This window comes from Methanomassiliicoccales archaeon, from assembly GCA_036504055.1.
Classification (GTDB): Archaea; Thermoplasmatota; Thermoplasmata; order Methanomassiliicoccales; family UBA472; genus DASXVU01.
Map to the genome: position 1 here is coordinate 24658 of DASXVU010000039.1, position 26662 is coordinate 51319.

Annotated in this window: 31 protein-coding genes; 16 read left to right on the top strand and 15 right to left on the bottom strand. The window is 55.2% G+C overall.

All coding sequences use genetic code 11. The features are described from left to right. Positions 1-138 precede the first annotated feature (138 nt). Entirely contained in the window at positions 139-498 is a 360-nt protein-coding gene (locus VGK23_09620; protein HEY3420799.1) for a circadian clock KaiB family protein, read from the bottom strand. Positions 499-932: 434 nt separating this feature from the next. Between VGK23_09620 and VGK23_09625 the strand changes: the two genes are divergently transcribed. The 3 genes from VGK23_09625 (at position 933) to VGK23_09635 (ending at position 3196) form a co-directional block, all read left to right on the top strand. Beyond that, positions 933-1523 carry a class I SAM-dependent methyltransferase gene (locus VGK23_09625; protein HEY3420800.1) on the top strand — a complete coding sequence of 197 codons (591 nt, stop codon included), beginning with the start codon at positions 933-935 and terminating at the stop codon, positions 1521-1523. Positions 1524-1653: 130 nt separating this feature from the next. After that, on the top strand, positions 1654-2511 hold the full coding sequence (locus tag VGK23_09630; GenBank protein HEY3420801.1) for an alpha/beta hydrolase: 858 nt from the start codon (positions 1654-1656) through the stop codon (positions 2509-2511). Between the two features lie 349 nt (positions 2512-2860). After that, positions 2861-3196, top strand: coding sequence for a nitrous oxide-stimulated promoter family protein (locus VGK23_09635; GenBank protein HEY3420802.1), 336 nt, complete (start codon positions 2861-2863; stop codon positions 3194-3196). A 97-nt stretch (positions 3197-3293) separates the two neighbouring features. On the opposite strand, the gene VGK23_09640 is transcribed toward VGK23_09635, so the two are convergent. The 4 genes from VGK23_09640 to VGK23_09655 form a co-directional block, all read right to left on the bottom strand. After that, complete coding sequence (locus tag VGK23_09640) at positions 3294-3737, bottom strand: tellurite resistance TerB family protein (protein ID HEY3420803.1); 444 nt, start codon at positions 3735-3737, stop codon at positions 3294-3296. A gap of 229 nt (positions 3738-3966) precedes the next feature. After that, the gene (locus VGK23_09645) at positions 3967-4239 is read right to left on the bottom strand and encodes a 2TM domain-containing protein (GenBank protein ID HEY3420804.1); all 273 of its coding nucleotides are present in this window, start codon (positions 4237-4239) and stop codon (positions 3967-3969) included. Continuing rightward, positions 4236-4421 (bottom strand): hypothetical protein, encoded by a 186-nt coding sequence (locus tag VGK23_09650; protein HEY3420805.1) that lies wholly within the window; start codon positions 4419-4421, stop codon positions 4236-4238. The genes VGK23_09645 and VGK23_09650 overlap by 4 nt, the downstream gene beginning before the upstream one ends. Before the next feature lie 185 nt (positions 4422-4606). Further along, on the bottom strand, positions 4607-5542 hold the full coding sequence (locus VGK23_09655; protein HEY3420806.1) for a winged helix-turn-helix transcriptional regulator: 936 nt from the start codon (positions 5540-5542) through the stop codon (positions 4607-4609). 591 nt (positions 5543-6133) lie between these two features. Between VGK23_09655 and VGK23_09660 the strand changes: the two genes are divergently transcribed. The 4 genes from VGK23_09660 to VGK23_09675 all read left to right on the top strand — a co-directional run bounded on the left by VGK23_09660 (position 6134) and on the right by VGK23_09675 (position 9174). After that, positions 6134-7111, top strand: coding sequence for a PQQ-binding-like beta-propeller repeat protein (locus VGK23_09660; GenBank protein ID HEY3420807.1), 978 nt, complete (start codon positions 6134-6136; stop codon positions 7109-7111). A gap of 149 nt (positions 7112-7260) precedes the next feature. After that, on the top strand, positions 7261-7632 hold the full coding sequence (locus tag VGK23_09665; GenBank protein ID HEY3420808.1) for a hypothetical protein: 372 nt from the start codon (positions 7261-7263) through the stop codon (positions 7630-7632). Further along, the gene (locus VGK23_09670) at positions 7604-7984 is read left to right on the top strand and encodes a hypothetical protein (protein HEY3420809.1); all 381 of its coding nucleotides are present in this window, start codon (positions 7604-7606) and stop codon (positions 7982-7984) included. Before VGK23_09665 ends, VGK23_09670 begins: the two co-directional genes overlap by 29 nt. 476 nt (positions 7985-8460) lie before the next feature. Then, entirely contained in the window at positions 8461-9174 is a 714-nt protein-coding gene (locus VGK23_09675; GenBank protein ID HEY3420810.1) for a helix-turn-helix domain-containing protein, read from the top strand. A gap of 33 nt (positions 9175-9207) precedes the next feature. Here the strand turns inward: VGK23_09675 and VGK23_09680 are convergent, their stop codons facing one another. Continuing rightward, positions 9208-9810 carry a DUF998 domain-containing protein gene (locus VGK23_09680; protein HEY3420811.1) on the bottom strand — a complete coding sequence of 201 codons (603 nt, stop codon included), beginning with the start codon at positions 9808-9810 and terminating at the stop codon, positions 9208-9210. A gap of 199 nt (positions 9811-10009) precedes the next feature. Between VGK23_09680 and VGK23_09685 the strand changes: the two genes are divergently transcribed. Continuing rightward, positions 10010-10396, top strand: a complete 387-nt coding sequence (locus VGK23_09685) for a DUF6015 family protein (protein ID HEY3420812.1) — start codon at positions 10010-10012, stop codon at positions 10394-10396. Positions 10397-10439: 43 nt separating this feature from the next. Further along, positions 10440-10754: a hypothetical protein gene (locus tag VGK23_09690; GenBank protein HEY3420813.1), complete on the top strand. Its 315-nt coding sequence runs from the start codon at positions 10440-10442 to the stop codon at positions 10752-10754. Here VGK23_09690 and VGK23_09695 read toward each other — a convergent pair. From VGK23_09695 to VGK23_09705, 3 genes are all read right to left on the bottom strand, one after another. Then, complete coding sequence (locus VGK23_09695) at positions 10751-11227, bottom strand: hypothetical protein (protein ID HEY3420814.1); 477 nt, start codon at positions 11225-11227, stop codon at positions 10751-10753. The genes VGK23_09690 and VGK23_09695 overlap by 4 nt on opposite strands. Continuing rightward, positions 11218-11634 (bottom strand): hypothetical protein, encoded by a 417-nt coding sequence (locus VGK23_09700; protein ID HEY3420815.1) that lies wholly within the window; start codon positions 11632-11634, stop codon positions 11218-11220. The genes VGK23_09695 and VGK23_09700 overlap by 10 nt, the downstream gene beginning before the upstream one ends. Before the next feature lie 110 nt (positions 11635-11744). Beyond that, entirely contained in the window at positions 11745-13673 is a 1929-nt protein-coding gene (locus VGK23_09705; GenBank protein ID HEY3420816.1) for a U32 family peptidase, read from the bottom strand. A 133-nt stretch (positions 13674-13806) separates the two neighbouring features. Here VGK23_09705 and VGK23_09710 point away from each other — a divergent pair, with 133 nt between their 5' ends. The 3 genes from VGK23_09710 to VGK23_09720 are packed head-to-tail and all read left to right on the top strand — an operon-like array spanning position 13807 to position 17815. Further along, entirely contained in the window at positions 13807-14343 is a 537-nt protein-coding gene (locus VGK23_09710) for a hypothetical protein (protein HEY3420817.1), read from the top strand. Continuing rightward, positions 14340-16061 carry a type II/IV secretion system ATPase subunit gene (locus VGK23_09715; GenBank protein ID HEY3420818.1) on the top strand — a complete coding sequence of 574 codons (1722 nt, stop codon included), beginning with the start codon at positions 14340-14342 and terminating at the stop codon, positions 16059-16061. Before VGK23_09710 ends, VGK23_09715 begins: the two co-directional genes overlap by 4 nt. Positions 16062-16114: 53 nt before the next feature. After that, positions 16115-17815 carry a hypothetical protein gene (locus tag VGK23_09720; GenBank protein HEY3420819.1) on the top strand — a complete coding sequence of 567 codons (1701 nt, stop codon included), beginning with the start codon at positions 16115-16117 and terminating at the stop codon, positions 17813-17815. On the opposite strand, the gene VGK23_09725 is transcribed toward VGK23_09720, so the two are convergent. The 3 genes from VGK23_09725 to VGK23_09735 form a co-directional block, all read right to left on the bottom strand. Beyond that, on the bottom strand, positions 17766-18203 hold the full coding sequence (locus VGK23_09725; GenBank protein ID HEY3420820.1) for a formylmethanofuran dehydrogenase subunit E family protein: 438 nt from the start codon (positions 18201-18203) through the stop codon (positions 17766-17768). The two genes, VGK23_09720 and VGK23_09725, sit on opposite strands and share 50 nt — an antisense overlap. 67 nt (positions 18204-18270) lie before the next feature. Continuing rightward, a complete protein-coding gene (locus VGK23_09730; GenBank protein ID HEY3420821.1) occupies positions 18271-18747 on the bottom strand; it encodes an AsnC family transcriptional regulator in 477 nt (158 codons plus the stop codon). Further along, positions 18740-19225 carry an Lrp/AsnC family transcriptional regulator gene (locus VGK23_09735; GenBank protein HEY3420822.1) on the bottom strand — a complete coding sequence of 162 codons (486 nt, stop codon included), beginning with the start codon at positions 19223-19225 and terminating at the stop codon, positions 18740-18742. Before VGK23_09735 ends, VGK23_09730 begins: the two co-directional genes overlap by 8 nt. A gap of 641 nt (positions 19226-19866) precedes the next feature. Between VGK23_09735 and VGK23_09740 the strand changes: the two genes are divergently transcribed. The 3 genes from VGK23_09740 (at position 19867) to VGK23_09750 (ending at position 23167) form a co-directional block, all read left to right on the top strand. Next, complete coding sequence (locus VGK23_09740) at positions 19867-20421, top strand: DUF2085 domain-containing protein (GenBank protein HEY3420823.1); 555 nt, start codon at positions 19867-19869, stop codon at positions 20419-20421. Between the two features lie 135 nt (positions 20422-20556). Then, positions 20557-21210: an archaeal proteasome endopeptidase complex subunit beta gene (gene psmB / locus VGK23_09745; GenBank protein HEY3420824.1), complete on the top strand. Its 654-nt coding sequence runs from the start codon at positions 20557-20559 to the stop codon at positions 21208-21210. A 49-nt stretch (positions 21211-21259) separates the two neighbouring features. Further along, complete coding sequence (locus tag VGK23_09750) at positions 21260-23167, top strand: beta-CASP ribonuclease aCPSF1 (protein HEY3420825.1); 1908 nt, start codon at positions 21260-21262, stop codon at positions 23165-23167. Positions 23168-23182: 15 nt separating this feature from the next. Here VGK23_09750 and VGK23_09755 read toward each other — a convergent pair whose 3' ends face one another. Beyond that, the gene (locus VGK23_09755; GenBank protein HEY3420826.1) at positions 23183-23563 is read right to left on the bottom strand and encodes a hypothetical protein; all 381 of its coding nucleotides are present in this window, start codon (positions 23561-23563) and stop codon (positions 23183-23185) included. Positions 23564-23756: 193 nt separating this feature from the next. On the opposite strand from VGK23_09755, the gene VGK23_09760 reads away from it, so the two are divergent. Continuing rightward, a complete protein-coding gene (locus tag VGK23_09760; GenBank protein HEY3420827.1) occupies positions 23757-24179 on the top strand; it encodes a DUF3784 domain-containing protein in 423 nt (140 codons plus the stop codon). Between the two features lie 140 nt (positions 24180-24319). Here VGK23_09760 and twy1 read toward each other — a convergent pair whose 3' ends face one another. Next, positions 24320-25249, bottom strand: a complete 930-nt coding sequence (twy1, locus tag VGK23_09765; GenBank protein HEY3420828.1) for a 4-demethylwyosine synthase TYW1 — start codon at positions 25247-25249, stop codon at positions 24320-24322. A 2-nt stretch (positions 25250-25251) separates the two neighbouring features. Then, positions 25252-26662 (bottom strand): replication factor C large subunit (locus tag VGK23_09770; GenBank protein ID HEY3420829.1); only part of this gene is annotated, 1411 nt, incomplete at its 5' end.

A 26662-nucleotide genomic window follows, 5' to 3' on the forward strand; every position in this document is an offset into this window, starting at 1 on the left:
GGGCTCATACTGCCTGATGATACGAGCTGGAGCGCTGTGGTTAACTGTGCTTGAATACCACGACGATGATGGTGTCAACTGAACCGATGGATCCTCCTAGGTTCACGGTCCCAGCAACGAAAGCAACGATGGTGCTACCTACACCGATACGTTGGCCGCCATCCTTGTAGATGGCCACTCTCTAGGTATTATCTCCATTCCGACAACGACCCGCTCTTTGTTGGAGAGCTCGCTGATCAGCTTCTTGAGTGGAGAAGGCAATTTTCTGACCGAGGTGGATACTTCCGCCTTTTCTGCCTTGGCAAGGTCCGACCCCTCGTAGACAATCTCCAGCTCGTAAAAACCGTGGAGCTCCTGTTCGCAGATATCCTTCACCTTCCTGATCGCATCCTGAGATCGCAACGTTATCCCGTTGACGTACAGTCTCAGTATGTATTTCAGGCCGTTTTCATAAACGTATTCCGTGCCGATTTCCTTCATAGATAGCACTGATCCCATCCCTATCAACGGCTTTGCCCTCGAGACTACTTGTACTTTTTGGAGGTATAACCGAGTGGCAAATTAATGGACGAATTCCTTCATTCTCTTGACAAATAAAAGTGTCTCCCCGATCGGAAGAGGAAGCAGAAGGAAAAGTTGAAAAACCATTGGAGCGCTTCTATGCCGGTTCAGAGAATCTGACTTTTTGTGCATGCTTCTGGCCGCCCCATCGAATCCTTTGATCCGACCTGATCGATTGGCCGTCGGAATAAGGAACTCGCTGTCATCCGTGAGGTCATCCATTCCCAAGGCTTCCCCCCAATGTTTCGTGCCCTTTACTCATGGATCGTTCTCCATTGAATCTCCGCAGCGAACGAGAGCAGTTTTGTCGATTGAGGTGCATTGAAGCCCTATTCTGGAAGAAGGGCTCCAAATAATATATCTGCAAGGAGATGAAGTGTCAGGTCCGCGATCTCATGAGCATCACCAGTCCAACCAAGTTCCAGATATCTATCATACTGTTCTTTTCCCGGATCGGCCGGAGGTTCATCTATCCCCGTTTCGTGGAAGAGATGGGGCTGAAGGGTGGAGAAAATGTTTTGGATTTTGGGTCAGGTTGGGGGGACAATGAATACTATATCGCCCCAAAGCTGAACACTGGCGGAAGGGTGACCGCTATGGACGTCTCTGAGGAGTGGCAAGAGGTGGCTAAAAACAGGCTAAGGATGTTCCATAACGTCGATTTCATGCTTTCGGACGTAAGGACCTCGTCCTTGAAGGACGGCTCGTTCGATGTAATCGTGGTAAGTTATGTGCTTCACGACATCCCGCAGGAAGAAAGAGCGGAAATCGTCACGAACCTGGTCAGGAAAATGAGGCCGGATGGCTTCCTTCAGCTCAGGGAACCGACCGGAAAGCATCACGGGATGCCCGTGGATGAGATCAGGTCGTTGATGAGAAAGGCAGGCATGAGGGAAACCTTTTCAAAGTTTAAGAGGAAAGAATTCAGAGCCCGTTATGCCCTGACCGATCGCTCTTCCTGAGACGAAAAAAGGGAATGAAGCATCTCTTAATAAATATTCAAGAATGCTAAGAATGGGCAACGCGGAACCGTCCGATGGTTACCGAAAGAACCATATGATGACCGACCCAAGTTATCCCAGGGCTCTGAAAATGTTACTAATTGATGTGGATGGCATCAAATTGAACTACCAAGAGAAAGGGAATGGACCCATTGTTATCATGGTCCATGGAATACCGACCGATTATCGTGTATGGGGAGAACAGGTCGAGGCCTTATCGCCGTCATTCCGGACCGTCTCCTATAGTCGTCGGTGCGCCTTCCCCAACCGGAACAAGGATTGTGCGAACAGCACAGTTGAGAACAACGCGAAGGACCTGCAAGGACTGATCGACAGCCTTGGAGGGGGACCAGTACATCTTATCGGCCATTCCTATGGTGCAGCCGCAGCGGCATATTGTGCCTTGAAAAATCCATCCCTGGTCCGCAGCATGGTGCTGATAGAACCATACCTGCCGACCATGGTCCTGAAGGACCCGGACAGTAGTATCCAAGGGTTCTCATTGTTATTGAGGAAGCCCTCGGTGGCGTTGTCGGCGCGAAAAGCAACCAAGAACAACCGGGCGATGTTCAAGGAACTCGACCGGAAGAACTACGACAGGGTGCTGCAGATGTTCCTCGACGGCCTGCAGGACCGGCCGGATATGATTAAGCAATACTCGGCAGGGAACATTGAGATGATGAGAGCTAACGTCACGACCGTGGGTGAGCTGAGGACCGGCTACGCCCAATTCACCAAGGAAGATGCGATACGTGTGACCCACCCAACCCTATTGCTCACAGGAGAACGATCCATAAAGGCCTTGCAGGCGATAGTGGAGGCACTGCATGATTCGATGCCGAACAATCTCATGATAAAGGTCAAGGATGCCGGGCATCTGCCGCACATCGAGAACCCTGAGGAATGCAATAAGCTGATCTTGAAATTCCTCACGGAGCACAACGATTGATGTTGGGCTCAAACATGACAGGGACGGGATAGGCGCGTTCATCGATGGGAAGAAGCTCGCTCTCAGGATCTGCTCGTTATCACCTTGATGGGATACCATGTCTCCTGGCAGAGCGGCCCTCATATCGATGTTAGTCGTTCTTCCCGGATCGATATCCTTCCTTACTTTGATGAGGGGAAAGGATGGATGACCTACCAGACCCGCCTATGATGGTCGGACGGACCATCTTACAAATGCCTTGGTATGCATCCTTGCCATCTCGCAGGCCACAAACCCAGCACCTGGCATCTGCGAAACCTTATCTGCGGGACGAAGCGTTCCGTTTACATCTCACGGGAAAACGGATCTCATGTCATCCAGGATTCAGCGGGAAAAGGAAACCATTACTGTCATGGTCAAGATCTACTGCCGGGCACACCATGGGAAGGGAGGGCACTGCAGGGAGTGTAGTGAGCTCGTCGACTATGCCACGAACCGCTTGTCCAAATGCCCGTTCCAGGAAGATAAGCCGACCTGTTCAAGATGCACGGTCCATTGCTACCGTCCTGACATGCGGGAAAGCGTAAGGGAGGTCATGCGCTATTCCGGCCCAAGGATGATCGTATACCATCCCATCATGGCGGTCGTGCACATGGTGGACGGCAGGATGGTCCGGAGGAGTCCGAAAAAGAACCAACTAGGATGAAATTGCCAAAATGCGAACCACGCAAGATATGTGCATGTTAAAAAATGTGAAGTCAGCCGATCCGCGGCTGACCTATGCGAAAAAAGGTGAGCTGTGTTCAGCCCTTGTTCTTGATCATGATGACTTCGATGATCTTCATTGCCTGAGCCTCTGGGATACCCATTAGCTGCTGGACCTTGGTCAGGATGTCCCTCTCGGTCTGGTCAACGTCCCCGTCAGCGAATGCCAGATCGGTTGCGACGGCGAAGGCGGTCTGCTTCATGTCCTCTGGTAGTGACTCGTTCGCCATCTTGACCAAGCCATCCAGCCCGTTCTTCTTGATGGTGTTCACGAGCTTGTTTAGCATCGCATTCATGTCCTTGTCGCTGAAGTTGGCGAATATCTTCATCCTGGACAATCCCACGATGAAACCGCGTGCCTCCTCCTCGGTGATGACACCGTCAGCGGCGATTGCTGCAAAACCTACGGCGGCGAATGCCTCTTCCTTGCTCAGCTTTGCCTTGTCCTCTTTCGGTCCCATTACTTTGTCGAACAGTCCCATGTTGATACCTCTGAATTCCTTTGTTGAGGCTCGAACATGACCGGAGCTAGCTACCCAGTTCCGATCGATGTTCCAATCGAGTCTTCGGCCAGATTCCCAATTCCTTGAATAAGGTTTTCGATTCAACAATGCATCTTTGAAATAATGGCGAAAGTGTTTTAACCTGAGCCAGGTAAGCCGTCGACCATACTCATGGGCATGACGGATGTTAAGGATGGCCAAAGGCCACTCAATAATTCCGGTTCAGCATCTTCTGGTATTCCGATTCGGCCATCCTTTCAAAATAGTTGGAATGGCGGAAGAGGGTGAGGCCGTTCGCCGCTACACCCAGGCCCCAGAACAACAGCACGAACAGGAACCAGGGAAATCCTCCGCCATCGGCATACCACATCCCGAAGAGTATCGTGTTCACGATCGCATACGCGCCCAGGTCCGTGTAGAACCGGATCTTGGCTTCCACCCTTTTCCTCGCCCGCACCACAAGCTCCTCGTCCAGGGTCATTGAGGCTCCTCCACGTTGCGGACCGCGGTCTTATCTGCATGACGATTCCTCAACCAGCAGACAGTATGGTTGAATGGACACGCCCCTGAGTAGTGGAATCTTCCATCTGCATCCTTGCGCCACCTGCTCTTGCGGACCGCCTTTCCCTTTTCGCTTCGTACCAATCTGTTCTCAGTCTTCATTTTTCTCTCTCCTTCCAAGGCGTGCTCAACACGCTGAGGAAGGATTCAGCACCAGGAGATTTGAGGTCATGTTTACCTGGTCCGCTGTGGAAGTGGAAAAAGAACAACGACAATGACCGTTTTCTCCATCATGCCCTGCTAGAAATGGTAGTCCGAACACCGCCTTCAGATATCTAGATGTCCAGCTAGGCTTCCCTCTTTAGGGCCGCCCTCTCCTTAAGAAGCCTGTCCCGCCAAGTCTCGAACTGCCATTCTTTATGCACCATCGATGTCCTGACATCGACGACGCGCTGGTCCCCTCTCACCGCTTCGATGAATTCCTGTTGCTTAGCGATGGTCGGTGCCCAACAGTAACCGCACACATAGTCAAGCATGTTGCTGTGGATCAAGGTAAGTATGACCCGTGACCCGAATCTCTGGTTGAGCGTTGAAATATACTGCGCCTTGTCCACGCCTGGTTTCAGATCGATCCTTAGGACGAAATCGGCCCCTCCTGAGTAGGCCGGATTCCAGACCAGCGTGTATTCTATCGCGCTTTCTTTCTCCATCTGTTCGATGTGATTCCTGATGGTCTTCGGGGTGATCCCCGTCTCCTCTGCAATATCGACCACCAGTTTGCGGGAGTTGTGGTGAAGGGCGTTGATGATCCGATAGTCGATCCGAGATAGCTCCCGGTTACCGGTATACTCCTTTTCGAATAATTCGTTCCCAACGAACACCCTTGCAGATATGGTCACCTTAGGCTGCTGCATCTGGAGGGCGGTCCTGATATGCTCGACGGTCGGACCGAGGTCGGAGATCTCACGAAGAAGGAGGGACGCTGTGGTCAGGTTGGCGGAGGAAACGAGGATGCTGACGATGGATCCGCTCTTCTCCAGCTTTCCTGCCACAGCATCAACGGATCTGCATTCGCATATTCCTTCGACCTGGGCGGTCATGGCCTTGAGATATCCATTGGATATGTTCGCGGTGAATTCCTTGATGATACCCTCTTCGATGAGGGACTCGACCCGCCGATGGACCGCGGCGACAGTGAGGCCGAGGGCATCAGCGAGATCTCTCTGCGATAGCCTGGAGTTGTTGAACAATTGCTTGCAGATTAGCAGGTCGGTATCGTCCATCTCTTCAATATAAAGAAGGTCTAGTGAGTAAATAGTTGTGTTCTCATCGATCGGGGGGACTTCAATTCCCTCAATCGCCCATCGATCAGAAATAAGATCCTGAATTCAATGGAATAAAACATGGCAATCTTTATGATTCTGCAACAAAGTAACATCTGATTAATGGGGAAATGGAGGGGTAAAGCCGTGGGACTGATCATCATTTTGATGATCTGTCTACTCTCGATATCGTCGGTTGGAAATGTCGTCTTGGAGGATATCTTATCGTCCCAAGCGAATGAGGATGCCCTATCACTAAGCGGATCTGAAGGAAGTCTATCCTCCAGCGCCATGAACATTACAGGATCTGGAATAATCTGGAGGACCAATCTGGAAGGCCCATATGGTTTGGCGATCGCACCTGACGGGACCAATTATGTGACTAACTTTAGGGATAGATACTTTACAGATCCCTATCTCGAGGCCAGGACCTGGGATGGCAAGATGAAATGGTCGACCCACATCGGTGATTATAGGGCTGGCAGTCCAGTCATCGGTCCGGATGGCAATGTGCGCATAATAACGTCGAACCTGACCACCAGTGCCGTCCTGATGGATCTAGATCGGAACGGAACTCTCCTATGGAAATATGTGTTCGAAGGCAGCCCTGAGCACAACTATTTCTTGTCTGACCATCCAGTCATCGATAACAGCAATACCTCTTATATTGCAGTATCAGAATATACTTTAAGTTCGTATTACCAAAATAATTCTCAAACCCAAGTCGTTAACGTATCTAGTTATCTTTGTGCGATCTCGTCAAACGGCGAGGTGAAATGGAAACATACATTCAATTCCATCGATCCGAGCGGATATAGCCAAACCGTTGCGGCCGACATAAGTGGGAACCTGATATATGCGCTAGCCGACAATGATCATCTATACGCTTTGGACAAGAACGGTATCGAGTCTTGGAACGTGACCTTCCCCTCGAGTTTCTCATATGGCTCAACCCACGGGATATTCGTTTCACCTGATGACGCTATCTATGTGACCTCGGATTATTCGGTCTGGGCAGTGGATCCCCAAGGCAGCCTTTCATGGAATCGAACATTCGTGGCCAGTATCGGTCAGGGCATAGGGACAGGAGGTCGGGGCGAGTTGTATGTTTATGTGAACACCAACGATTTCGCATCGCCAGCAGCTCTCTATTCATTCGATGCCAATGGGACCCGGCTTTGGAAGGTGGAGAGCGGCTCTTACTCCTCCAGCCCGATCATCGTTGATAAGGCAGGAACAGTGATCTACGGGGTCAACGGGATCCTTCATGCGGTGGACCGGAATGGAACCAAGCTCTGGTCCTATGACGCGGGAGAAAATGTTAGGAGCACTGGCCTGGATGGAGAGGGAAGGTTGTTCATTCTGACCTACTCGTCCCTAGCGGTTTCCAATGGCATTCCGAAGGTTACCTGGATCGACTGGATCGTAAGGAACCCGATATGGGACCTTGTCATAGTGATCGTGTTGCTTGCGATCGTCTATGTTGGGGTTGTCTATCGCCGTCGTAAGAAGAATCCACCAAAAGAGTGAACGCCTTAAGGCGGGTCTGAACGATCGAGGACCTTTTTCTGCCCATTTTCACCCATCTTAGGTCTATTTTTCACCAATACCAAGTTACATATACTCTATGTAACCTTATGGTGATTATGGTGATATAGGTGATAATTACACCGGCAAGCGTGGACCCAGAATATGTTTGGCTGAGGAAGGGAGAGGCAAAAGGCTATCCATCGGTGGGTGCGGACCGTGAGGATGAAAACGCAGAACGAAAGCGGACCTCTTCATGTGTTTATGGTGCCAATGGCGATGCAATGGGCAGGGTGAAGAGTGCAGAAAAGTCCGTTCCTCTAGGTTCCATCGGTGTTGCCATGCAGTCTCTAGGGCTCATTTGGCTCCTGTCGGCCTTAGGTTTCAACATCCCATGGTATTCTGTGTTCCCCGCGGCCACCATGATAGCCGGAGGAGTTTTAATTCTCAGAGCTATTATCCATGACCGGAAAAGGATCAAAACGGAGGCTTTCAGTGACCGACGTAACCATACGAGGAATTGAAGATGATACGTATTCTCAGTTCGCGGCCGAGGCCAAGAAGCGTGGCATACCGATCGGGGAGTATACCACGATCGCCATGAAGGCGATGATAGCCACCTCCGCCGCGCCGGTCTATCATATTGGCAACATGGAACATTTGTCAGTGTCCAAGGGAGACCTTGAATCCATAGAACTGCCGGTGATCCTAAGCAACATCGAGGTCCTAGAATTCGATGACACTGTAGACTGGCCAACCTTCAACAGACAGGTCAAGGAGATAAACAACGTGGAACTGATCCGGGTGCACAGATCCCTGTCGAAGTTTCAGGTTCTTACGAAGGCCAAGAATGTGGAAACCATAGAATCCAGATAATGGTGATAAGAGGAATGGATGGGAATGGGTCTCATGTCCGGGGACTTTCACGGCCATTCTGTCATGATAACATTGAAGAACCGCCCATCTCACCTGATCCTGTTATTCATGGAATATGTGGGAGCCTTTCCTTCATCCCCGTTGGATACAACATGACGGTGGCTCCTTCTTCGCGCAGGCCAAGGTGCATGACCGTTAACGAGTCTTGAGAACCACGAAGCCCCTTCCCGATTCCATTCGGAAAGAAAATAGATACTGAGTTCGTGGTCTTTGGCGGTGCTATATTTGGACTGCTCCATGATCAGCGGATTTGGAATCATGATTCATTGGCAGCAACTTGCAGACGATGAGCTATGCGCCGCCCGAGGACGGCACATCCCATGCATGATGTTAATGAAACCGCGTTCTGCTGGAGACCGCACGAACCGCCCTCGGGCGGCGTAACAAGTATATCCTCACACGCGAAATGGACACTCATGCAGATCATCGATGCAAAGCTCAGGATCAGGCACGATTCCACCATGTGCAAGATCTCGAACGAATATCCTGACACCCGAATGTTGGTGTGGTGCAACGGTTCAAGCGACGTCCTACAGCTCTCCTCCGGAAAGGACTCCCTGGACGAGGTCATGGAGTCCTTGAAGAAGGTAACCTGCATCCAGGAATTGATGAAGGAGAAGGGCTCCGCTGTGACCATGGTGACGACATGCGCCTGCGACGGGGTGAGTCTTCCAGGAATAGCAGAAAAGGCAGGCTGCCTTTCCATCGGACCTTCCACCTATTCCGGAGGATGGGAGATGCTGCGTCTGTTCGCGCCGAACAAATCCGCCCTTAGGGACTGCATATCCCAGCTGAAGCTATACGGCGAGGTGGAGGTCGCTTCCATGAAGGTCCGCAGCGAATCAGGCGCCCTGATCGACATGGGGATCGCCCCACTACCGTTCTTTGGAGGATTGACCGAAAAACAGATCGAGGTCCTAGTATCGGCGTATGAACATGGCCTGCTGAGCGTTCCTGCCCGGAATAAGATGGACCACGTGGCAGAGAAGATGGGCCTCTCTAGGTCGACCTATGGGGAACATCTGCGCAAGGCGGTGCAGACCCTGGTGGAGAACTCGTACCCGGTGCTGAAGCTTTACGCCCACCCATACGCCAACCCGGGTGGGATGGAAGCGGACGATGGAAAGTGATCGTCAATACCTCTACATCAATGAACGGCCAACTTAGGCGGGCGATGGGCAGTCCCTGCTTTCCTTTCCCATCAGATATCCGCCGAAGACCATCAGCCAGAGGATGGATGGATAGACGATCATCCTTTCTGTTCCGCCGTGACCGATGGAGCCGAAAAGATCGATGATCCCCGAGTCGCTCACGAACATGACGGCGATATAGACCAGTCCGATCAACCCTAAGATGATGGAAAGGTGCTTCAGAGGCCAGCTGAGCATACCCGCCACGGCGATGGCCTGCAGGTTGAAGAACAGGAACGCCACCAACGCGAATATGCCATGAAGACCGGGGGTGTTCAGGGTGAATATGCCGACGCCCATGGCCCCGATTCCGGCGATGGTGAACATGGCCAGGACATAGCGCCGCCGGTGGGATTGGTAATAGAGATATCCACCGGCGATGTTCAAGATGCCGACAACGAATATTGACGCATTGAACAAGAGACTGGACTGGCTGATGATTCCGAGATCGCTTATGGCGTTGGCGTTCATGCTATACCCGGGGGCGATCGCCTCACAGATCATCAGGATGGTCATGAACCAGGCCGCGCTAACGAAGAACAGTATTCCGGCCAGGCTCTTGTTGCTGAGGTTCATGACCGCTAAATTCAAAAATGAATTATTAAATCTACTGACGGGCGAACTTCTGATCCTACCTAGGAGATATTTTGCCCTTCAGTCCTCTACTGGCATGGCTTAGAATCGTATCAAGGTCGAAGGTCCTTCTTCAAATCAGTGTTTCAAAGGGATAGCTTTAATATCCCACCAGTTCAAATTCTATTGCGAGTACCAAAAAATGAACGAGAACAACAACATAAGCCGCTTTACGCTGCTGGAAAAGACGCTGGAATCAAGAGCAGGGTTCAATGAGGAGACCGCACAGGAGGTATCCCTTAGGATCCTGAACTACTTCGGGTATCATGATGAGATAATCGACAATGCATTGAGCCAAGAGGACCGAAAGCTGTTCTACTATCTCCAGGACATAGACCTGCTGCAGACGCATTGGGAGGAGACACAGCTAGCCAGCGGAAGGAACTGGCGCATATTCTATTGGGGGCTCAACCTGGAACGGCTCAGGGAATGCGAGATCAAGCTGAGCAAGAAGGTGGAAGACTCAGACGTCTACATGTCGCTTCCGGAAACGGCATGGAACAAAGAGCATTTTCCCGCCCAGACCTGAAGGTCTCAAAACCAATTTATTCCGGGTCCTGCATCATTGGACCGTGAAGTTCTGTTATTGTCCAGAATGCAAGGAGCTGCACCCCAAGAACTGGTATAGCGGGCGCTCGTGCGAAAGGTGCGACGGGACATGTACCGTTATCATCATCCCCCCATCCCTGGCCGGTTATCTGATGTATGTGTTTAGCGCCCTGGCGGTCGTTCTCATCGTAGTCTTCCTGCTGGACACCAAGTGGGCCCTGTCTGACCTTTCCGTTCCACTCATCTTTGCAGCCATCATCGCCGGGTTCGCATGCTCGTTCATCGAGATCGGTCGGGGCACTCGGCTGGCATATGAGCGGGTCCAGAAGAAGGTCTAAGCATACCGGACCGTCAGCACGTAGCTGCATGGACCCGAAGGAGAGGCGACCGATAGGCTGGAGACAAAGATGTCGTCACCTACCGCACTCTGGTTTCCGCTCCCGAAAACATAACGGTACTCCCCTGACGAACACCTCCACTCCGCCGTGAACTGGGGTTGGAACAGACCCTGGAGCGTCGATTCGATCTCGGAATGGATCCTATCGGGGAGCGGTTTCTTGATGAACAGCAGGGTGCCGATGGCGTCCGAGACCGGCATGAACCGTTCCGATGATTCCGACCAGGAGCGAAGGGTCGTGCTCAGCAGGACGGCGTGACATTTCTCCACATACGCCTGCACATCCTGATCGATGCCGTGGACAGGAGTGAAGGCGACCAGGACGGTCACGGACACGACCGACATCACCGTCAGGAACATGAGCGCGTCGAAGAGCGCTGCCATGCCGGACCTGCCCGGTCGTCTCATCGCCATACCATCACCGTGGCCTTGGCGGCGTGAACCGTCCGATCGGTCATGGAAAGCGTCAACGGGACCGAAATAGAGCAGGTCTCGTTCTCAGGGCTCAGCTCTCCCATTCGCACCAGGACCTTGGAAGCTGCGCCCATGGTGATGTCCTGAAGCAGGATGGAATAGCCGTTGATCTTTGGACCGGCATGCAAGAGCGATGGATTGAGCGATCCAAGGGATGAGTTCTGAAGGACATCCCCTTCGAAGAAAGGGGGTCCGAGCGAGAACACCTGGTCGGCAAGCGACCTGCAACCGTCATGGAGGGAGTTCTGTCCTGAATCGCGCCTCAGGTCGATCCCGACGAATGCCAGCGAGGTGGTCACCAGGATCACTCCGCAGATGACCACCATCATCGCCAGGACCGACTCCATGAATCCTCCAATACCGGTCCGGCCGGGACGCCGACCTCCGGTCCGCTTGACCATGGACGAGCGATCTGATGAGATCCTCTAGATTGTAGCGACTACAATGAACCTACCTTTCACGGTACGCCGTTCTGATAGTGGGCGGAGGTTATCGGTCCGCACTTCTTCCTCAGGACCGCCTTGCTGTCCAGGTCCCTCCCCTGGAACACTTTGGCGGCCAGCTCGGCCAGGTCCGGATGCCTGCGGCGCAGGTCCAGGGCGAAAGAATCGATGCCCATGTCCTCCATCTCCTGCAGATAGTCCAGGAGGAACAGGTCCGATGAGTTCGTTATGTGGGCATAGCCGTCCGTGTCACGGTAGACCTGGAAACGCTTGCCCAGATGGTCCATCAGGAAACCTTCTTTCAAAGACGGGTCCTTGGTGATCATCAGTTCCACCCTGCCGAAAGCCAGCACCTCCAAACGGCCGTCGTAATGCTGTACCGTCTCCCAGATGTCATCATGCGACAGTTCCACCGACATAGTCTGCTGGAAGAGCCTGGGGATCGTCATCGAGTTGAAGAAGTTCATCGAGTGGTGGCCGTACAGACGCCGGTCTCCGTATTGATGGGCCTGGCCTACATTGCATACCATTATGGAGCTGTCCTCCAGCAACGGCATCTCCACCGACACCCGGGGCATGATCGGGACGAACTCCTGGCCGGCGTCCGTACACATGGCCCGGGCCTCGTCGATCTGTTTGTTCCGCTCGAAATAGATGCGGTCGGAGAACGGCAGGACCTTCTCCAGCACCTTGAGGCTCGATGCGTACACGGACATCTCCGCCTGCCTCGGCTGGCGCCGGTGCTTCGCCGGGCGGAGCTGGACCGGACGTCTCGTGGCGGTGAGCTCGGGGAACTGCATGGTATCGATCATCTTTCGCATGGAGTCGAACTCCCGGTCCTTCGTCTTGTATACGGTGAACTCGCCCACCTCCATCTTGAACGGGGAGCGCAGGTACACCGTTCCATCCCTGGTGCTGCTCTGCTCTTTGACCTCGAAACCGGCCAGCTTCTCGCTGCCCCGGTACATGGTGATCCCGTCGCCAGGAAGGACCTTGTCGGTCTTCAGCGCCAGCCTTGTTCCGTCGGAGACGGCCTTGCCCAGAGGAAGGCCGCGTGAATCCGCGTACTCCCGGGCCATGACATTCGTGTCCATCAGGTAACCGCGCGAGAAGCCCCGGTTGAACACCGTTTCCAGCAGTTCGCGTTCCCGCGGCGTGATCAGCTCGCGGTCGCCCGCCTGGGCCCTTTTGATGACCGACTTGTATATCTTGGTGGCCACGTAGACGTACAGCGGATTGCGCATCCGGCCTTCGATCTTGATCGATTTCACGCCGATGCGCAACAGCTCTGGGATCGCCTCGATGCCGAACGTGTCCGCAGTGCTGAGGAGGTAGCCGCGCTCATCCCCGAGCTCGTACTCCTTGCGGCAGGGCTGGGCGCACAGCCCGCGGTTACCGCTCCTGCCCCCGAGCATGCTGGAGAACAGGCATTGTCCGGAGACGCAGTAACACAGCGCCCCGTGGACGAAAACCTCGAGGCCGACCTTGCTTCCCTCCTTGATCTTACGGATCTGGGCCAGGGACAGTTCCCGGGCCAGGATGACCCGCTCGATGCCCTCTTCCTGGGCCCATAGCGCCCCTTCGATAGAATCGATCCCCATCTGGGTCGATGCGTGCACCGGCATCTTGATGCTCTCTTTGATGAGGCGGAGAAGACCGCGGTCCTGGACGATGACCGCGTCCGCGTTTATGGAACGCAGCATGTCCACGTACGAGGCGGCCGTTTCCAGCTCGCTCTCCTTGATCAACGTGTTGACGGTGACGTACACCTTGACGTGATGGTCATGGGCGAGCTTGATCGCAGAGCGCATCTCCCCATCATCAAAATTCTCGGCCAAACGCCGGGCGCCGAAGTCCTTCCCGCCCAGGTAGACCGCGTCCGCTCCTCCGATGATGGCCGCCTTCAGGGCGTCCTTGTATCCTACCGGCGCTAACAGCTCCACGTTGTCGGCTATGCACTTCTTGGCTTAAATGCACGGCAATATCCGAACGTAGGCGTAGCTTACAGTTAATTGTTAATGGGATTACCCCGGACGCTGCTCATCCGCATCAGATAGAATGAGGGCAAAGCGAGTATTGGTTGCAAAGAGGCCGGCCGTCCAGACGTTGGAGCCGAAGAGGACCGAATGTGTTTTTACGCGGTCAGAGGACGGCCTTCTGTTCGATTGCCGTGGCTGTCCCCAGGGAAAGGACCTGAACGACGTCGTCTGCCTGAAACGGGTCATCTCTGTCCTCGCCGATCAGACTGAAGTGAACGAGGTCGTTCTTTCCGGCGATTGGGAATCGCTTTACCGCGAGGGCTGCGTCCGGGTCCTGAACGCCTATGCGGAACTGGTCCGGGCCTGCCGCTGCGGCAGCCTGGCGGTCCAGGGCGGTGAGCAATGCCAATCCTGCCCGAACGACCCGAGGAAGCTTGTGGCCGCGATCGCCGACCGGGCACCGCTGCCCTGGGATGACCTCCGCCGCCGGGCTTCGTCGGCCGCCGTCCGTCCGGGCTGCTATGCCTGTGCCGCTTCCGCCGCTTCTCTGATGACCCGCCTGGAAGCCATCTCCAAAGGGATCGACCGCATCGTCGCAAAAGAGGCCTTCCGCATCGTGGGGGTCTCGGAATGATGCCCCGGATCATAGCCGAGCAGGTCACCGTCCGTCAGCCGAACGAGGTTCCGCGGGGAGTACGCCAGTTGCTCAACCGTGACCGGATGAAGCGCCCGCGCTTTTCCCAATGCTGGACCCTTCCCTCGCAGGCCAATGGTCTGACGGCCATCGATGCCTACGCCGTCTCGGATTCGCAGGTCCAGATACTTACGAAGGGCACTCAGACATTCTACCATGTCTCTCCCTGGGAGTACAACATCCCCAAGGAATGGTCGCTAGCGGTGCAGGAGACCATAGATGCGGTTTCGAACTGCCCCCCTGCCGACATCTCACGCTCCTATGAAGAGCTGCGCAGATACGTCCGCGAGACCGCCACCCGTACCATCAGCAGGATCGCCCAGAGGGATCGTGTCGATCTTGGTTCTGATGAGAAGGAAAGGACCTCGATCATCGATAAGCTGGCCAACGTCACCGCCAGATACACCATCGGACTGGGGCTGTTCGAGGTCCTTCTGGGCGATGACCGGATCGAGGACATCTACGTCGACGCTCCGAGCCAGGACAACCCGATCCATGTGACGGTGGGCGGGATTAAGGGCAGCGGTACGGTGGTCCGCTGCCAGACGAACATCGTGGCCTCGGGCAACGAGATCGAGGGACTGGTCTCGCGTTTCCGGCAATACAGCAGAAGGCCGTTCTCCGAGGCCTTCCCGGTCCTCGAGACCGACGCGGTCGGGTTCGACGCCCGGGCCACGTTCATCGGCAAGCCCCTGTCGCCCAACGGTACGGCCCTGGCGCTGAGGAGACATGCGCGCAGCGTATGGACCCTGCCCAGGTTCATGTACAACGGAACGATCGACGCCATGACCGCCGGTCTCATCTCCTTCCTCATCGACGGCCGGAGCACCATTCTTTTCTGCGGTCCGCGAGGCTCAGGCAAGTCCTCCCTGCTTTCCGCATCGCTGTTCGAGTTCCCTGTCAGCCAGAGGATCCTGACCATCGAGGATACCATGGAACTTCCCTGCCGCCAGATGCAACGCCTGGGATTCAAGGTGCAATCGATGCTGGTGGAGAACCGGATGGGTCAAGACCGGGCGGACCGAACGGACGAGGCTTTGAGGGTGTCGTTGCGATTGGGCGAATCGGCCATAGTGCTCGGGGAGGTTCGCGGCAAGGAGGCGATGACCCTGTACGAGAGCATGCGGACCGGCAAGGCCGGCTCGTCAGTGCTGGGAACCATCCATGGCGACTCCGCGCGATCGGTCTTCGAGCGCGTGGTCCACGACCTGGGCATCTCCGGTGAGGCGTTCAGCGCCACGGACATGGTGATCACCCTTGGTCTTAACCGGATCGCCGGGGGTCAGCGCCAGGAGCGCAAGGTCGTGGAAGTGGCGGAATGCGCCAGGAGCCGCGGCGTCGGGGAGTTCAACAGATTGGTGGTCTATGACAACAACTCCGCAACTCCGGTGTTCGACCGTTCGTTCACGTCGGAGTGCATTTCCCGGATAGCCTCCTCATGGAACATCAGTTACGAGGAGGCGATGCTCAACATCGAGAGCCGGGCACGGATGAGGCAGGCCCTGGTCGACGCGGCCTTTGCGGGACGGACCGATTTCCTGGGACCGGAATGGACCTGCAAATGCAACGAGTTCTTCTGGAGCCGAGTGGACTCGAAGGAAAGGGACTACGACGCCATGGTCAGGGATTTCACCCAGCTGATCTCAAGGGGAATGTGAGGATGTCTCCCCTGGTCCGAACGGAACGGAGAACGCCGTCGTGGTTCTGTTCGATGTTCAAGTCGAAGCGGACCGATGCCCAGCTTGATTGGATGAGGAGGCATAGGGTGACCGAGGAAGCCCTGCGCACCCGGGCATATACCGCTTTCATCACGGTCGCGGCCGTCGGCATGGTCTTACTCGCTTCGATGGGCATCATGTTCGGGCCTACCATCCTTTCCTACCTCGTGATCCCCTTCCTGCTGACCATGGTCATCATTCCTTCGTTGATCATCGGTTCTCCCTCCAACGGTACAAAGCGGGAGGAGCTGGATATGCTTCGTGAGTCACCGAACGTCATAGGGGCGATGTCGATGAGCATGCAGCTCCAGCCCTCCCTCGATCGGGCGGTGGCCTTTGCGTCGCAATATGAGGACGGATCGTTGAACCAACGTCTCAGGATCCTGCTATGGCAGGTGCTCACCCGAGTACGCTATGACCTGCCCACTTCCATGATGGAGTTCGCCGCCACCCTGACCGAGGAGAACGAAAGTCTACGCCAGTCCATCCACCTTTTCATCTCGGCCACCCACGAATCGACACGTGAAGGAATGGACCGCCTGCTGGACAAGGCGAACGCTCTGGTCATCGACGGGGTGAAGGACCGGGTCGAGCGCTACGTGGCCTCGCTGGCCCTGCCCACCATGGTGTTCTTCGCGTTCGGGATCCTGCTGCCGGTGATGATGTTCTCGCTGGTGCCATTGCTCACCCTCGGCAGCGTATCGTCCATCGGCTCCGGGGCCAATGCGGCCCCGATCGTCTCCGACGCAGAACTGGCACTGCTCCTCCTGGTGGTGTTCCCGGCCGCCTCCTTCCTATATTCCCGGTCCACACTGTCCCGAAATCCATTGCAGGCGGTCGGGCGGCCGACGCTGTCCCTAGACCCGAAAGCGGTCGCGGGGATCGTCCTTTACATCGCATCGATGATCGTTCTCTCCATCGCGTTGGTCGGTGATCGCCCCGAGATCGTCCTGATCATCGGCGTGTGCCTGCCTTCCGGCTATTTCTACGTCCGCTTCAGAGGAGAGCACGCCCGCACCACCCGCATACCAGGGATCGAGAAGGAATTCGTCAACGCGTTGTACCAGATGGGGAACCGGATGACCACCGGAATCAGCTTTGATGTCGCCTTCGAGGAAGTGGCCCGTTCCCGGTCGTCATCCCCGTTCGGAGAGTTCGTCCGGAGGACCAGGTACAGGTGCCTGACCACCAAGCAGGACCTTCCGACGATCATCGCCGATGACAAGGAGCTGATGGGCCTTTCACCGCTGATAAGGAACGCGATCATCACCGTGGCCGAATGCGCCGCCTCTGACCCGCAGGCCGCGGGCAAGGTCGCGCTGAACCTGGCCCAGTACCTCTCCGACCTGCGCTCCTGCCAGGCCAAGATAAGAGAGAAGCTGCAGAGCGTGGTCGACATGATGACCTCGACCAGCGCCATCTTCGCCCCGATCGTCCTGGGGATCACCGGCAGTTTGTTCTCCCTGGTGGGGGCGGTTTCCCCCGGGTCGGGTTCGGTACAGAACATGACCCTGATCGGCGGCATCTACGTGGTCGAGCTGACCTTCATCGTTTCCTTCTTCACCGTGTTCCTGCTCGGCGGCAAGAACTGGACCGAGGTCGCCTACCGGTTCTTCACCAAGGCGCCGGTGGCGGTGGTCGTGTTCATTTCAGTTTCACTAGCCGCTCGGGGAGGCCTGACGCAACTTCTGTGACCTGGAAAATGCCCCTCTCGTCGGCGTTCAGCACCTGGACCGACAGCTCCTCCTCGTTCTCCTTGGTCATGGTCCGGTCGATCCTCTCCCGCTCCGAGTCCACCAGGCGCACCTCGACAGTCTTCGTGGAATCCATGAAATGGACCACCGGCAGGTGCCCATCCCGGACCGCGATGTTGTTCTTTCCCATGGTGCATCCGGTGCTGAGCTGTATGCCGTCGATCAGGCAGGACATAGGAGGGTGCCTGCCGGTGAAGACCACCGCCTGCAGCTTATGCCCGAAACGGGGTCGGGCGATCATGCCCATACGGTAACCGACAACGACATAAGGACCGAGGTGGCCATGGAAACGCTTCAGGGAGACCAGTTCATCCGGCAGCTCTTTCATGGGTGGGCAATCCCATCACGGGATAGATGAACGTTGGGTTAGTAACGGAACGGCAATGAGGTCCGCCTCACCGCCTGACCACATCAGGTCCGTTCTGGGGGACCATACGGTGAAAGATCCCTCCTCCTGACGAGGGACCTGTCAGCCTGCAGAGTATGACCTCGACGTGCTCCACCTGATCGATGCGCTGGACCCGGGAGACGATATCGAAGAGGTCGTCGACGTCCCTGGTCAGGGCGAAGGCCATGATGTCGTGCTCCCCAATGGTCCGATTGACCGCAATGACGTTGCTGGTGACGCGCAGACCGTCAAGGGTCTTGGTGACGTCCCGGCTCAGTATCATGAGGACCGCCAGGCCCTCGAACCCCAATTTCCGGAAGTCCATCGAGATGGAGCTCTGCAGTATCATCCCGCCCTCCTTCATGCGATCGTAGCGTTTCCGCACCGTCTCTGCCGATGTGCCTATACGCTCAGCGATCTTGACGTAGGGCAGCTGGGCATCGAGCATCAGCTCCTTCATGATCCTGCGATCGAGCTCATCCATCCTGCACACCCCCGATCGGTCCGATGTCAAGATTGTCATAGAGGAACTCCAGCTCATCCACGCGCATCGCTACTGCGATCTTCCTGACCCCACGTTTCTGCCTTATCTCCTCCTTGACCGCGTCAAGATCACTGACCGACCGGGCGCCTATCAGGGCGAACACGTTGCAGCGCCCGATACACTCAAAGCAGAGCAGTACGTTGGGGTGTCCCCTCAGGGACTCAACCACGTTCTCTATGTCTGTGAAGTCGACCGTCATCTCCACGGTCGCCGCCATCAATTCATGGATGGCCTTCGGATTGAAGATCGTCGCGGAGCCTACTATGATCCCGTTGGACCTCAGCTTCTCGATGCGTTTGAAGACCGCATTGGTCGATACCCCGTTCGCCTCTGCCATATCCTTGAGGTTGGTCCTGGCATCCCTGAGAAGCGTCTTGATTATGGCTGCATCCGTTTCATCGAGCTCGGTGTTGCTCATTTGATACCTCGTTAACGTTCAATCCCCGGCCTCGAATCTTCGAGAGGAACGATCGCGGAAACTACATTGCCGATCGATTGATTGGCTAATAAAATCAACTCATCTGCTGATATTTCTTGTTTTTCTAATGAGAATAAGTAATATGCCCAAAAACACAACGAACGTCGCTTATGATGCGAGTGACTGAGGAGATCGAATCAGAATATCGGCCAGAGATAATCTGAACGTCCTAAGGATATACGTTCCCGATCTTTAATGGACCGGGGCCTGGGTGACAGATTGTCGGAGAGACGAATTGTTCGATCCAGACCCCGTAAGGATGTCTTACTCGATTTTCCTGGAACCAATATTCCTGTTGGCTAAGCACCTCCTTTCTGGCAAGGATTTCCCGGTCATGACCTTAGGTGTCTACGACAGTCCCTACTATTTATTCATTGATGAGATTTTGTTCTAAAAAACATGTATTGAACTCTAATTAGTTGTTATTATTAGATAATATTCCAATAAATGCTAATAGTTACATATTATGGTAACCGCGTTTGTATCGACTAGATCACTTAGTCGCAATCGCCTCTTTCGACGGCCTTTCGATACCAAGAAAGCGAGGGATTATCTACCCGATGCGGACTGCTTGGGACCGAATGAGCGGCCGAAGGACCCCGTTCCAGAAGTGGAAGTTGACCATGCTGGCGATATTCGTAGCGTGGCTGACGATAATACTGGTGGCCCCTTTTTCCCTTCCGGCCGGGAGCGTGAAAGACCTCTCTGGAGCAGTGGGAAGACTGGACAATCCGGGACAAGAGGCGAGGATGAACCTATTCGCGCAGGCCGTGTACACCATGGGCGACATCGAGTGCCACCAGATCGCCGAGCGCTCATACTATCTTAATGGCAACGAACTGCCTATCTGTTCAAGGGATGTGGGGCTATCGATCGGGTTGCTGGCGGGCATGGTGGTGGGTCTGCTTTACGTAAGGCGGATCAACCCTTTCTTGCTCGCCGTCGGTATTCTGCCCATCCTCCTGGACGGCGGGCTGCAAACGGTGTCCAGTTACCAATCCAACAACACCCTCCGTATCCTGACCGGGATCGTGGCAGGAGTGGCAGTGGCATTACTGCTGTGTGAGTTTGCCGCGAGATACCTGGAAGTCGGTCCCGGGAAGTCCAATAACAATGATGGGCCAGACAAGGTTTGAAAGAGAGGGGCTAAATCTTTTCCAGCGTTCTAGGAACGGGCCGAATTGACAAAATCTATATATAGAGTAGTCCCAATTGGAGTCGTGACAGAATTTGTCTGTTCATCCTTTTACCAATTCTGGAAGGTGTGATGTATGGTAGAGGCTACAAAGACGGGTACGACCACCATAGGAATCGTCAACAGTGACGGAGTAGTGCTAGCTTCGGAGCACCGCGCGACAATGGGCAACTTCATCGCCCATAAGGAAACGCAGAAGGTCTTCAAGATCGACGATAACCTTGGACTTACCACGGCTGGATTGGTCGGCGACGCGCAAGTGCTCGCCCGCTATGTCAAAGCCGAGGTCGAGCTTTACAAGCTCAGGCGCCAGGCGCCCATGTCAGTCAAGGCTGCGGCCACATTGATGTCCAACATCCTCAGGAGAGGTGGGGGGTCCCAGGGATTCTTCTATGTCGGACTGATCGTCGGCGGCCACGACAGCGAGGGAGGTCACGTATACTCCCTGGACGCTGCAGGCGGATCGATACCGGACAACTACATCTCCGTCGGTTCCGGTTCACCTTACGCATACGGTGTCCTTGAGGACCACTACAAGAAGGACCTGCCCCTCAGCGACAGCATCGACCTGGCCATCAGGGCGCTGAATGCCGCAATGAAGAGGGACTCGGCCAGCGGCGATGGCATGGCCATCATCACCATAACCAAAGATGGTTATGTGGAGGTCTCCGACGAGGAGATCTCGAAGCGTGCTTCGCGCATGGGCATCAACGTGCCCAAGCCGAACTAAACCCCTTTTTTAAAAATTTTCCTGTTGTTAATAACCAAAAGTTGATTTCATGAGCGCCGAGAGAATTCTGGAAGATGCCCGAGAACAGGTACGCAAGATAGTACCGTCGCACATCAATATCACCTCGATAGACTTCGAGGGCCCGGTAGTGGTCATCTACACCAAAGACATGGATGCATTCGCCTCCAACAATGATATAGTTCGTCAGCTGGCCCAAGGTCTGCGGCGCCGCGTCGCCATACGACCGGACGCCTCATTGCTGGCCGACCCGGACCTGGTGGAGAAAAGGATCCGGGAGATCATTCCGGACGAAGCGCAGATCACCGACATCTTCTTCGAACCGGAGACCGGAGAGGTGACGATCGAGGCGATCGCACCGGGGCTGGTCATCGGAAAGCAGGGCGCTATCCTGAACGAGATCAAGAAAGAGGTCGGCTGGGCTCCCAAAGTTGTCCGCGCACCGCCGATACCGTCAAAGACAGTCTCCGAGATACGTTCCTACCTAAGGCATATCCAGACCGAGCGCAAGGATTTCCTTCGGAAGACCGGCAGGAAGCTGGCCCGGCAGAAGTACGAAGGGGAGTCATGGATCCGCCTGACCGCTCTGGGCGGCTTCCGCGAGGTCGGACGATCCGCATCGCTCCTGTCGACCCGGGACTCCAAGATCCTGATCGACTGCGGACTGGACGTCGGCGCCGATGGTGCTACGCCATACTTCAGCGCCCCGGAGATCCAGCCGCTGGATCAGATCGACTGCGTGGTCATTACCCACGCCCACCTGGACCACTGCGGCCTCCTTCCAGCATTATACAAGTACGGCTATGAAGGGCCAGTCTATTGTACCGCACCGACCAGGGATCTGATGTCCCTGCTTCAGCTGGACTATATCAAGGTGGCCAATTCGGAAGGCAAGAAGAGCCCGTACGAGTCGGCCCAGGTCCGCGATGTGGTCAAGCATTGCATACCCTTGAAGTATGGAGAGACCACCGATGTGGCTCCAGACATCCGTTTGACCTTCCAGAACGCCGGGCACATCCTCGGTTCCGCTGTATGCCATTTCCATATTGGCGACGGCCTGTACAACATCGCCTTCACCGGCGACATGAAGTTCGAGAGGACCTGGCTGTTCAACGCCACCGTGAACAAGTTCCCCCGTCTGGAGACTCTGATCATCGAGTCCACATATGGTGGATATCATGACATCCAGCCAAGCCGGGTGGAGGCTTCCACCCAGCTCCGCGACATCATCGTCCGAACGCTGGAAAGGAAGGGAAAGGTCGTCGTGCCGGTGTTCGCCGTCGGACGTTCCCAGGAAGTGATGCTGGTCATAGAGGAGCTGGTCCGCACCGGAAAGATCGACAAGCTGCCGGTCTACCTGGATGGGATGATATGGGAGGCTACCGCGATACACACCGCCTACCCTGAGTTCCTCAACTCGCAGCTGCGCACCCAGATCTTCCAGATGAACCAGAACCCGTTCCTATCGGACATATTCAAGCGGGTCGACTCCCAGGACATGAGGGAGAAGATATTGCATGATCCGGACCCGTGCATCGTTCTTGCCACCGGTGGTATGATGAACGGCGGACCGGTCCTAGAGTATGTGAAGAACTGGGCGGACGACCCGAACTCGACGCTCGTGTTCGTCGGTTACCAGGCGGAAGGGACCATCGGACGGAAGATCCAGAAAGGGGTCAAGGATCTGTCCATGATGGAGAAGGGCAAGCCGATCACCGTCGAGTTCAAGATGGACTCGGAGACGATCGACGGTTTCTCCGGTCACTCGGACCGGCGCCAGCTGATCAATTACATCGCCACGCTGGAACCGAAGCCGGAGAGGATAATCATCGGGCATGGGGAAGAGCACAAATGCTTGGACCTGGCGTCGGCGTTGTACAAGAAGTTCAACATCGAGACGCGCGCACCGATGAACCTGGAGACCATCCGGATGAAGTGATCCGGACGCTTCCCGTCATTTCTTACCAATGGTCGTTTCATAACTTGCGATATAGTCAATGAACAAGAGGACCAGGGACGGGACCAAAGCATACAGCGATATCGTGATCAGATCCCCAAGCAGGTAGTTGGGGTCTGTTCTGCCTTTCAACACCATGCCTTCTGCACTAAGGAATGCTATGACGGCAATGAACGACAGAAGGAAGAGCAGGATGAACTTGAAAGGACGGCCGAGCCCCGAGATGGTCCTTTGGGTCGGCGGTGCACTACTGTCTTCTACAACCTTGTTTTCCGATGGCGCCCCCAGCGGAAATGGATGGCTGCAGTTCGGGCAGGTAACCGTGCCAATGTCCACCCATACCCAGCAATTCTCGCAACGCTTCCTCTCCCCCGCCATGCTCTCAGATACGTTGGACCATGATCATAATCTCATGCCAAACTGGTAGAAGAAATGAAATCATCGTCATGAATTGATAAGCACCAGGTGAACGTCCACTCCCATATCCATTCCAAAATAATGGGATCGAACCGTTCAAGATATTGAACCACAAGGGTTAGATTTTCATACTAACAACACCTCGAATCCACGAATGAAAGATGGTACGAGGACCGCGATTGCCGCCCTTTCCATTATCGTCTATGTGATCTGTTTCATCATATCGATAGGGCTGACCAAAGGAGCGGCTGGATCGTGGGTGCCAATGGCATTCCTCAGCGTGTTGTTCATCTTCCTGTTCTCGATCGGGGCGGCGATGATCTCAGGGCGGGGAGGTTTCATGTTGGCCGGATGGAACACGATGACACCGGAAGAGAGGACCCATTACGATGAGAAGTTAATCCTCCGGTCTGCTGGAATAATGATCATCCTATTCACCGTGGGTATCGTTTTCTCGATGCTGAGCTTCACCAATGATCTGCCATGGCTCGGATGGATATTGGTCATCCTATCCCTGGTGGGGCTGTTCGTGGGAGCGGTCAGAATGGGCAGGAAAGGAAAGATCTATTCCGTCTAGATCAAGAATTTGAGGATGAGCCCCGGCCTTTTTGGGTCAGAAATGACGATCTTCGGTCCAGAAATGAGATGATCGAAGATGCTGCTGTTCCTACCATCATGCCTTGAGAATATCGGGGAGGTTTCGATCGTTGATGGTATTTAGAGTCCCGGGATCTTGGTTTCCTTACCTTCCTCGCCCAAAAGGATCACCCGGCTGTCGTCCTTCTTTCTAACGACCGCCATACCCAGTTCCTGACCGACCTTCTCCCCGAACTGGACCACATCTCCGATGGAGGGCATGTTGTCCATGCTCATCCTGCGCCGGGAATCACCGACGAAGACATACCCTTTAGGTTCAATGAAAAGAGGGTCGGCGATGGCGTCGAGCTTGGCATACTCCTTCTCCCAGCCCAGATTCCAGTCCTTGACCAGCGTGTGTCGGATCACCGTTCTGGTGTTCAGCGATGGGAACAGCTCCAACGTCCGCATCAGCTTCTGCCACCCGTCCTCGATCCGGGGCACGCACAGCCTCTTGTAAAGCTCCTCGTTCGGTGCCGCCACCGTCACATACAACTGGGTGGGCAATGAGTCCATCCCCTCCAGCACCTCCGGGAACGTTCCGTTTGTCACCAAAAAGGTGGTCATTCCCCGGCGCTTGCAGAGCGCAATGAAGCCGGACAGGTAAGGGTACATGGTGGGCTCGCCGGCCAGCGATATCGCCACCTGCTTCGGTTCCCGGCATTCATCCCACATCTGCTTGGTGCAACGGGGGTCACCCTTGAACCCCGAGACCAGCTTGCGCTGCTGTTCGATCAGCGCGTCCAACATCTCCTCCGGTTCCTTCCATTCATGAACTGTGGACTCGAAGCCGCGCACCCTCCAGCAGAAAAGACAATTGTGGGTGCAATCATTGACGGCCGGGGTCATCTGCAGGCAGCGGTGCGATCTTATTCCATAGAAGTCCTGCTTGTAGCACTGCCGACCGTGGAGCATGCTCTCCTTCATCCAGTGGCAGACCTTGACCGCTGCATGCCCGCCATAGGTACGGTAGCCCTGCTTGTCGAGTATGGACCTGAGGTCATCCTTCATGCCTATGCCTCAAAATCGAACAGGGACTTCTGTCTGGTCTTCTCTTCCGGTGCCGGTTCCGTCCTCTCCGGTTCAGGTTCCTTCTTCGGCTCTTCCTTCGGAACGACCCTTGGCGGTTCCGGCTTCGGCTCGGGGACCTTCTCTGCCGCCTCCAGCAGCGGCTCGGACTTCTTACGTCCCCTCTTCTTCTTTTCCACGGACTTCGGGCGGCTTTCATCCTCTCCTTTGATCGAGCCGGCCGCTGCTCCCTGGAGGACGGCGATCTCCTGCATCAGGTGCTTGACGGCGGCAGAATCGACCTTCTGGTCCAATAGGTACGCCGCTTCCTCCTGCTGCACGTTCAGCTTCAAGGTCATGCTCAACCGGAACTCCTTGTTGGCCTGATACAGGGTCTGGAAATAGGGAAGGATGTCCGTCTGCGTCTGGGCCTTTGACGCATGGCATTCCCTTCCTATCTTAAGGATGACGTCCCCTTCCACCCCCCGGGCGTTCTTGGAGGATGCCATCCGCATGATCGTGAAGGGGAACCGGTATTGCACCCAAGCGTGGTAGAGCTTGTTCTTGGCCAGGGTCACGCCTAAGGCCATGTTGTCCGTGGCGTATGACCAGAAGCCATAGTATTGGCGCCGTTGCACTCGTCCGAGGAAGATGTCAGCCCTGGAGAGGCGGTCGAAGGCCCTTTCCAGGTCGCCATGGTCCTTGTACTCCATTGGCACGTTCTCATCCAGCCATTTCAGCACAAAATCGGGGGTTTCCCCGATGTCCATCATTGTGCGCTTTGCCTTCTGTGCATTGCTCCCATGAAGGATCTCCCCCATCAGGTCGTACATCGATTTGGTGGACAGCCTGGAATCCATGACATTGGCGTCGTCATCACCGACACTGAGCGCGCCAAGCGAGACCGCCTGCAGGTCCCGCACCGCCGCCCGCATGTCCCCGTTCGCGTTCTCGGCGATGTGCTCCAGGGCCTTTTCCGATATCTCCACGCCTTGATCTTCGGCGATGCGGCGGAGCAGAGCCTTCATGGTGTTCGAGTTGATCTTATTGAAAGATATCGCTCTGGCTGACTTTATCGCAGAGCTCCGTCTGCTCAGTGCGTACAGGTCATTAACGATCAGGATGACCGGTTGTTTGGTGGTCTGGATGAGCTCTGCGATCGCCGGTATGCCTCCATGGTCCTCCCGGCCGAACACGTTGTCCGCCTCGTCCAGTATGATGAGCTTGTGCCTTCCGTCCTTGGTCGATAGGAACTCCCCAGTATCGCTGAAGGTCTCGCCCACGGCGCCTCGGATCGCTATTCTGTGGATGGAATCGGCATTGCGGTGGTCGGAAGCATTCATCTCCACCACGCCCCAGCCCATATCCCTTGCCAGTGCCAGGGCCGTACTGGTCTTGCCGATGCCTGGAGGTCCC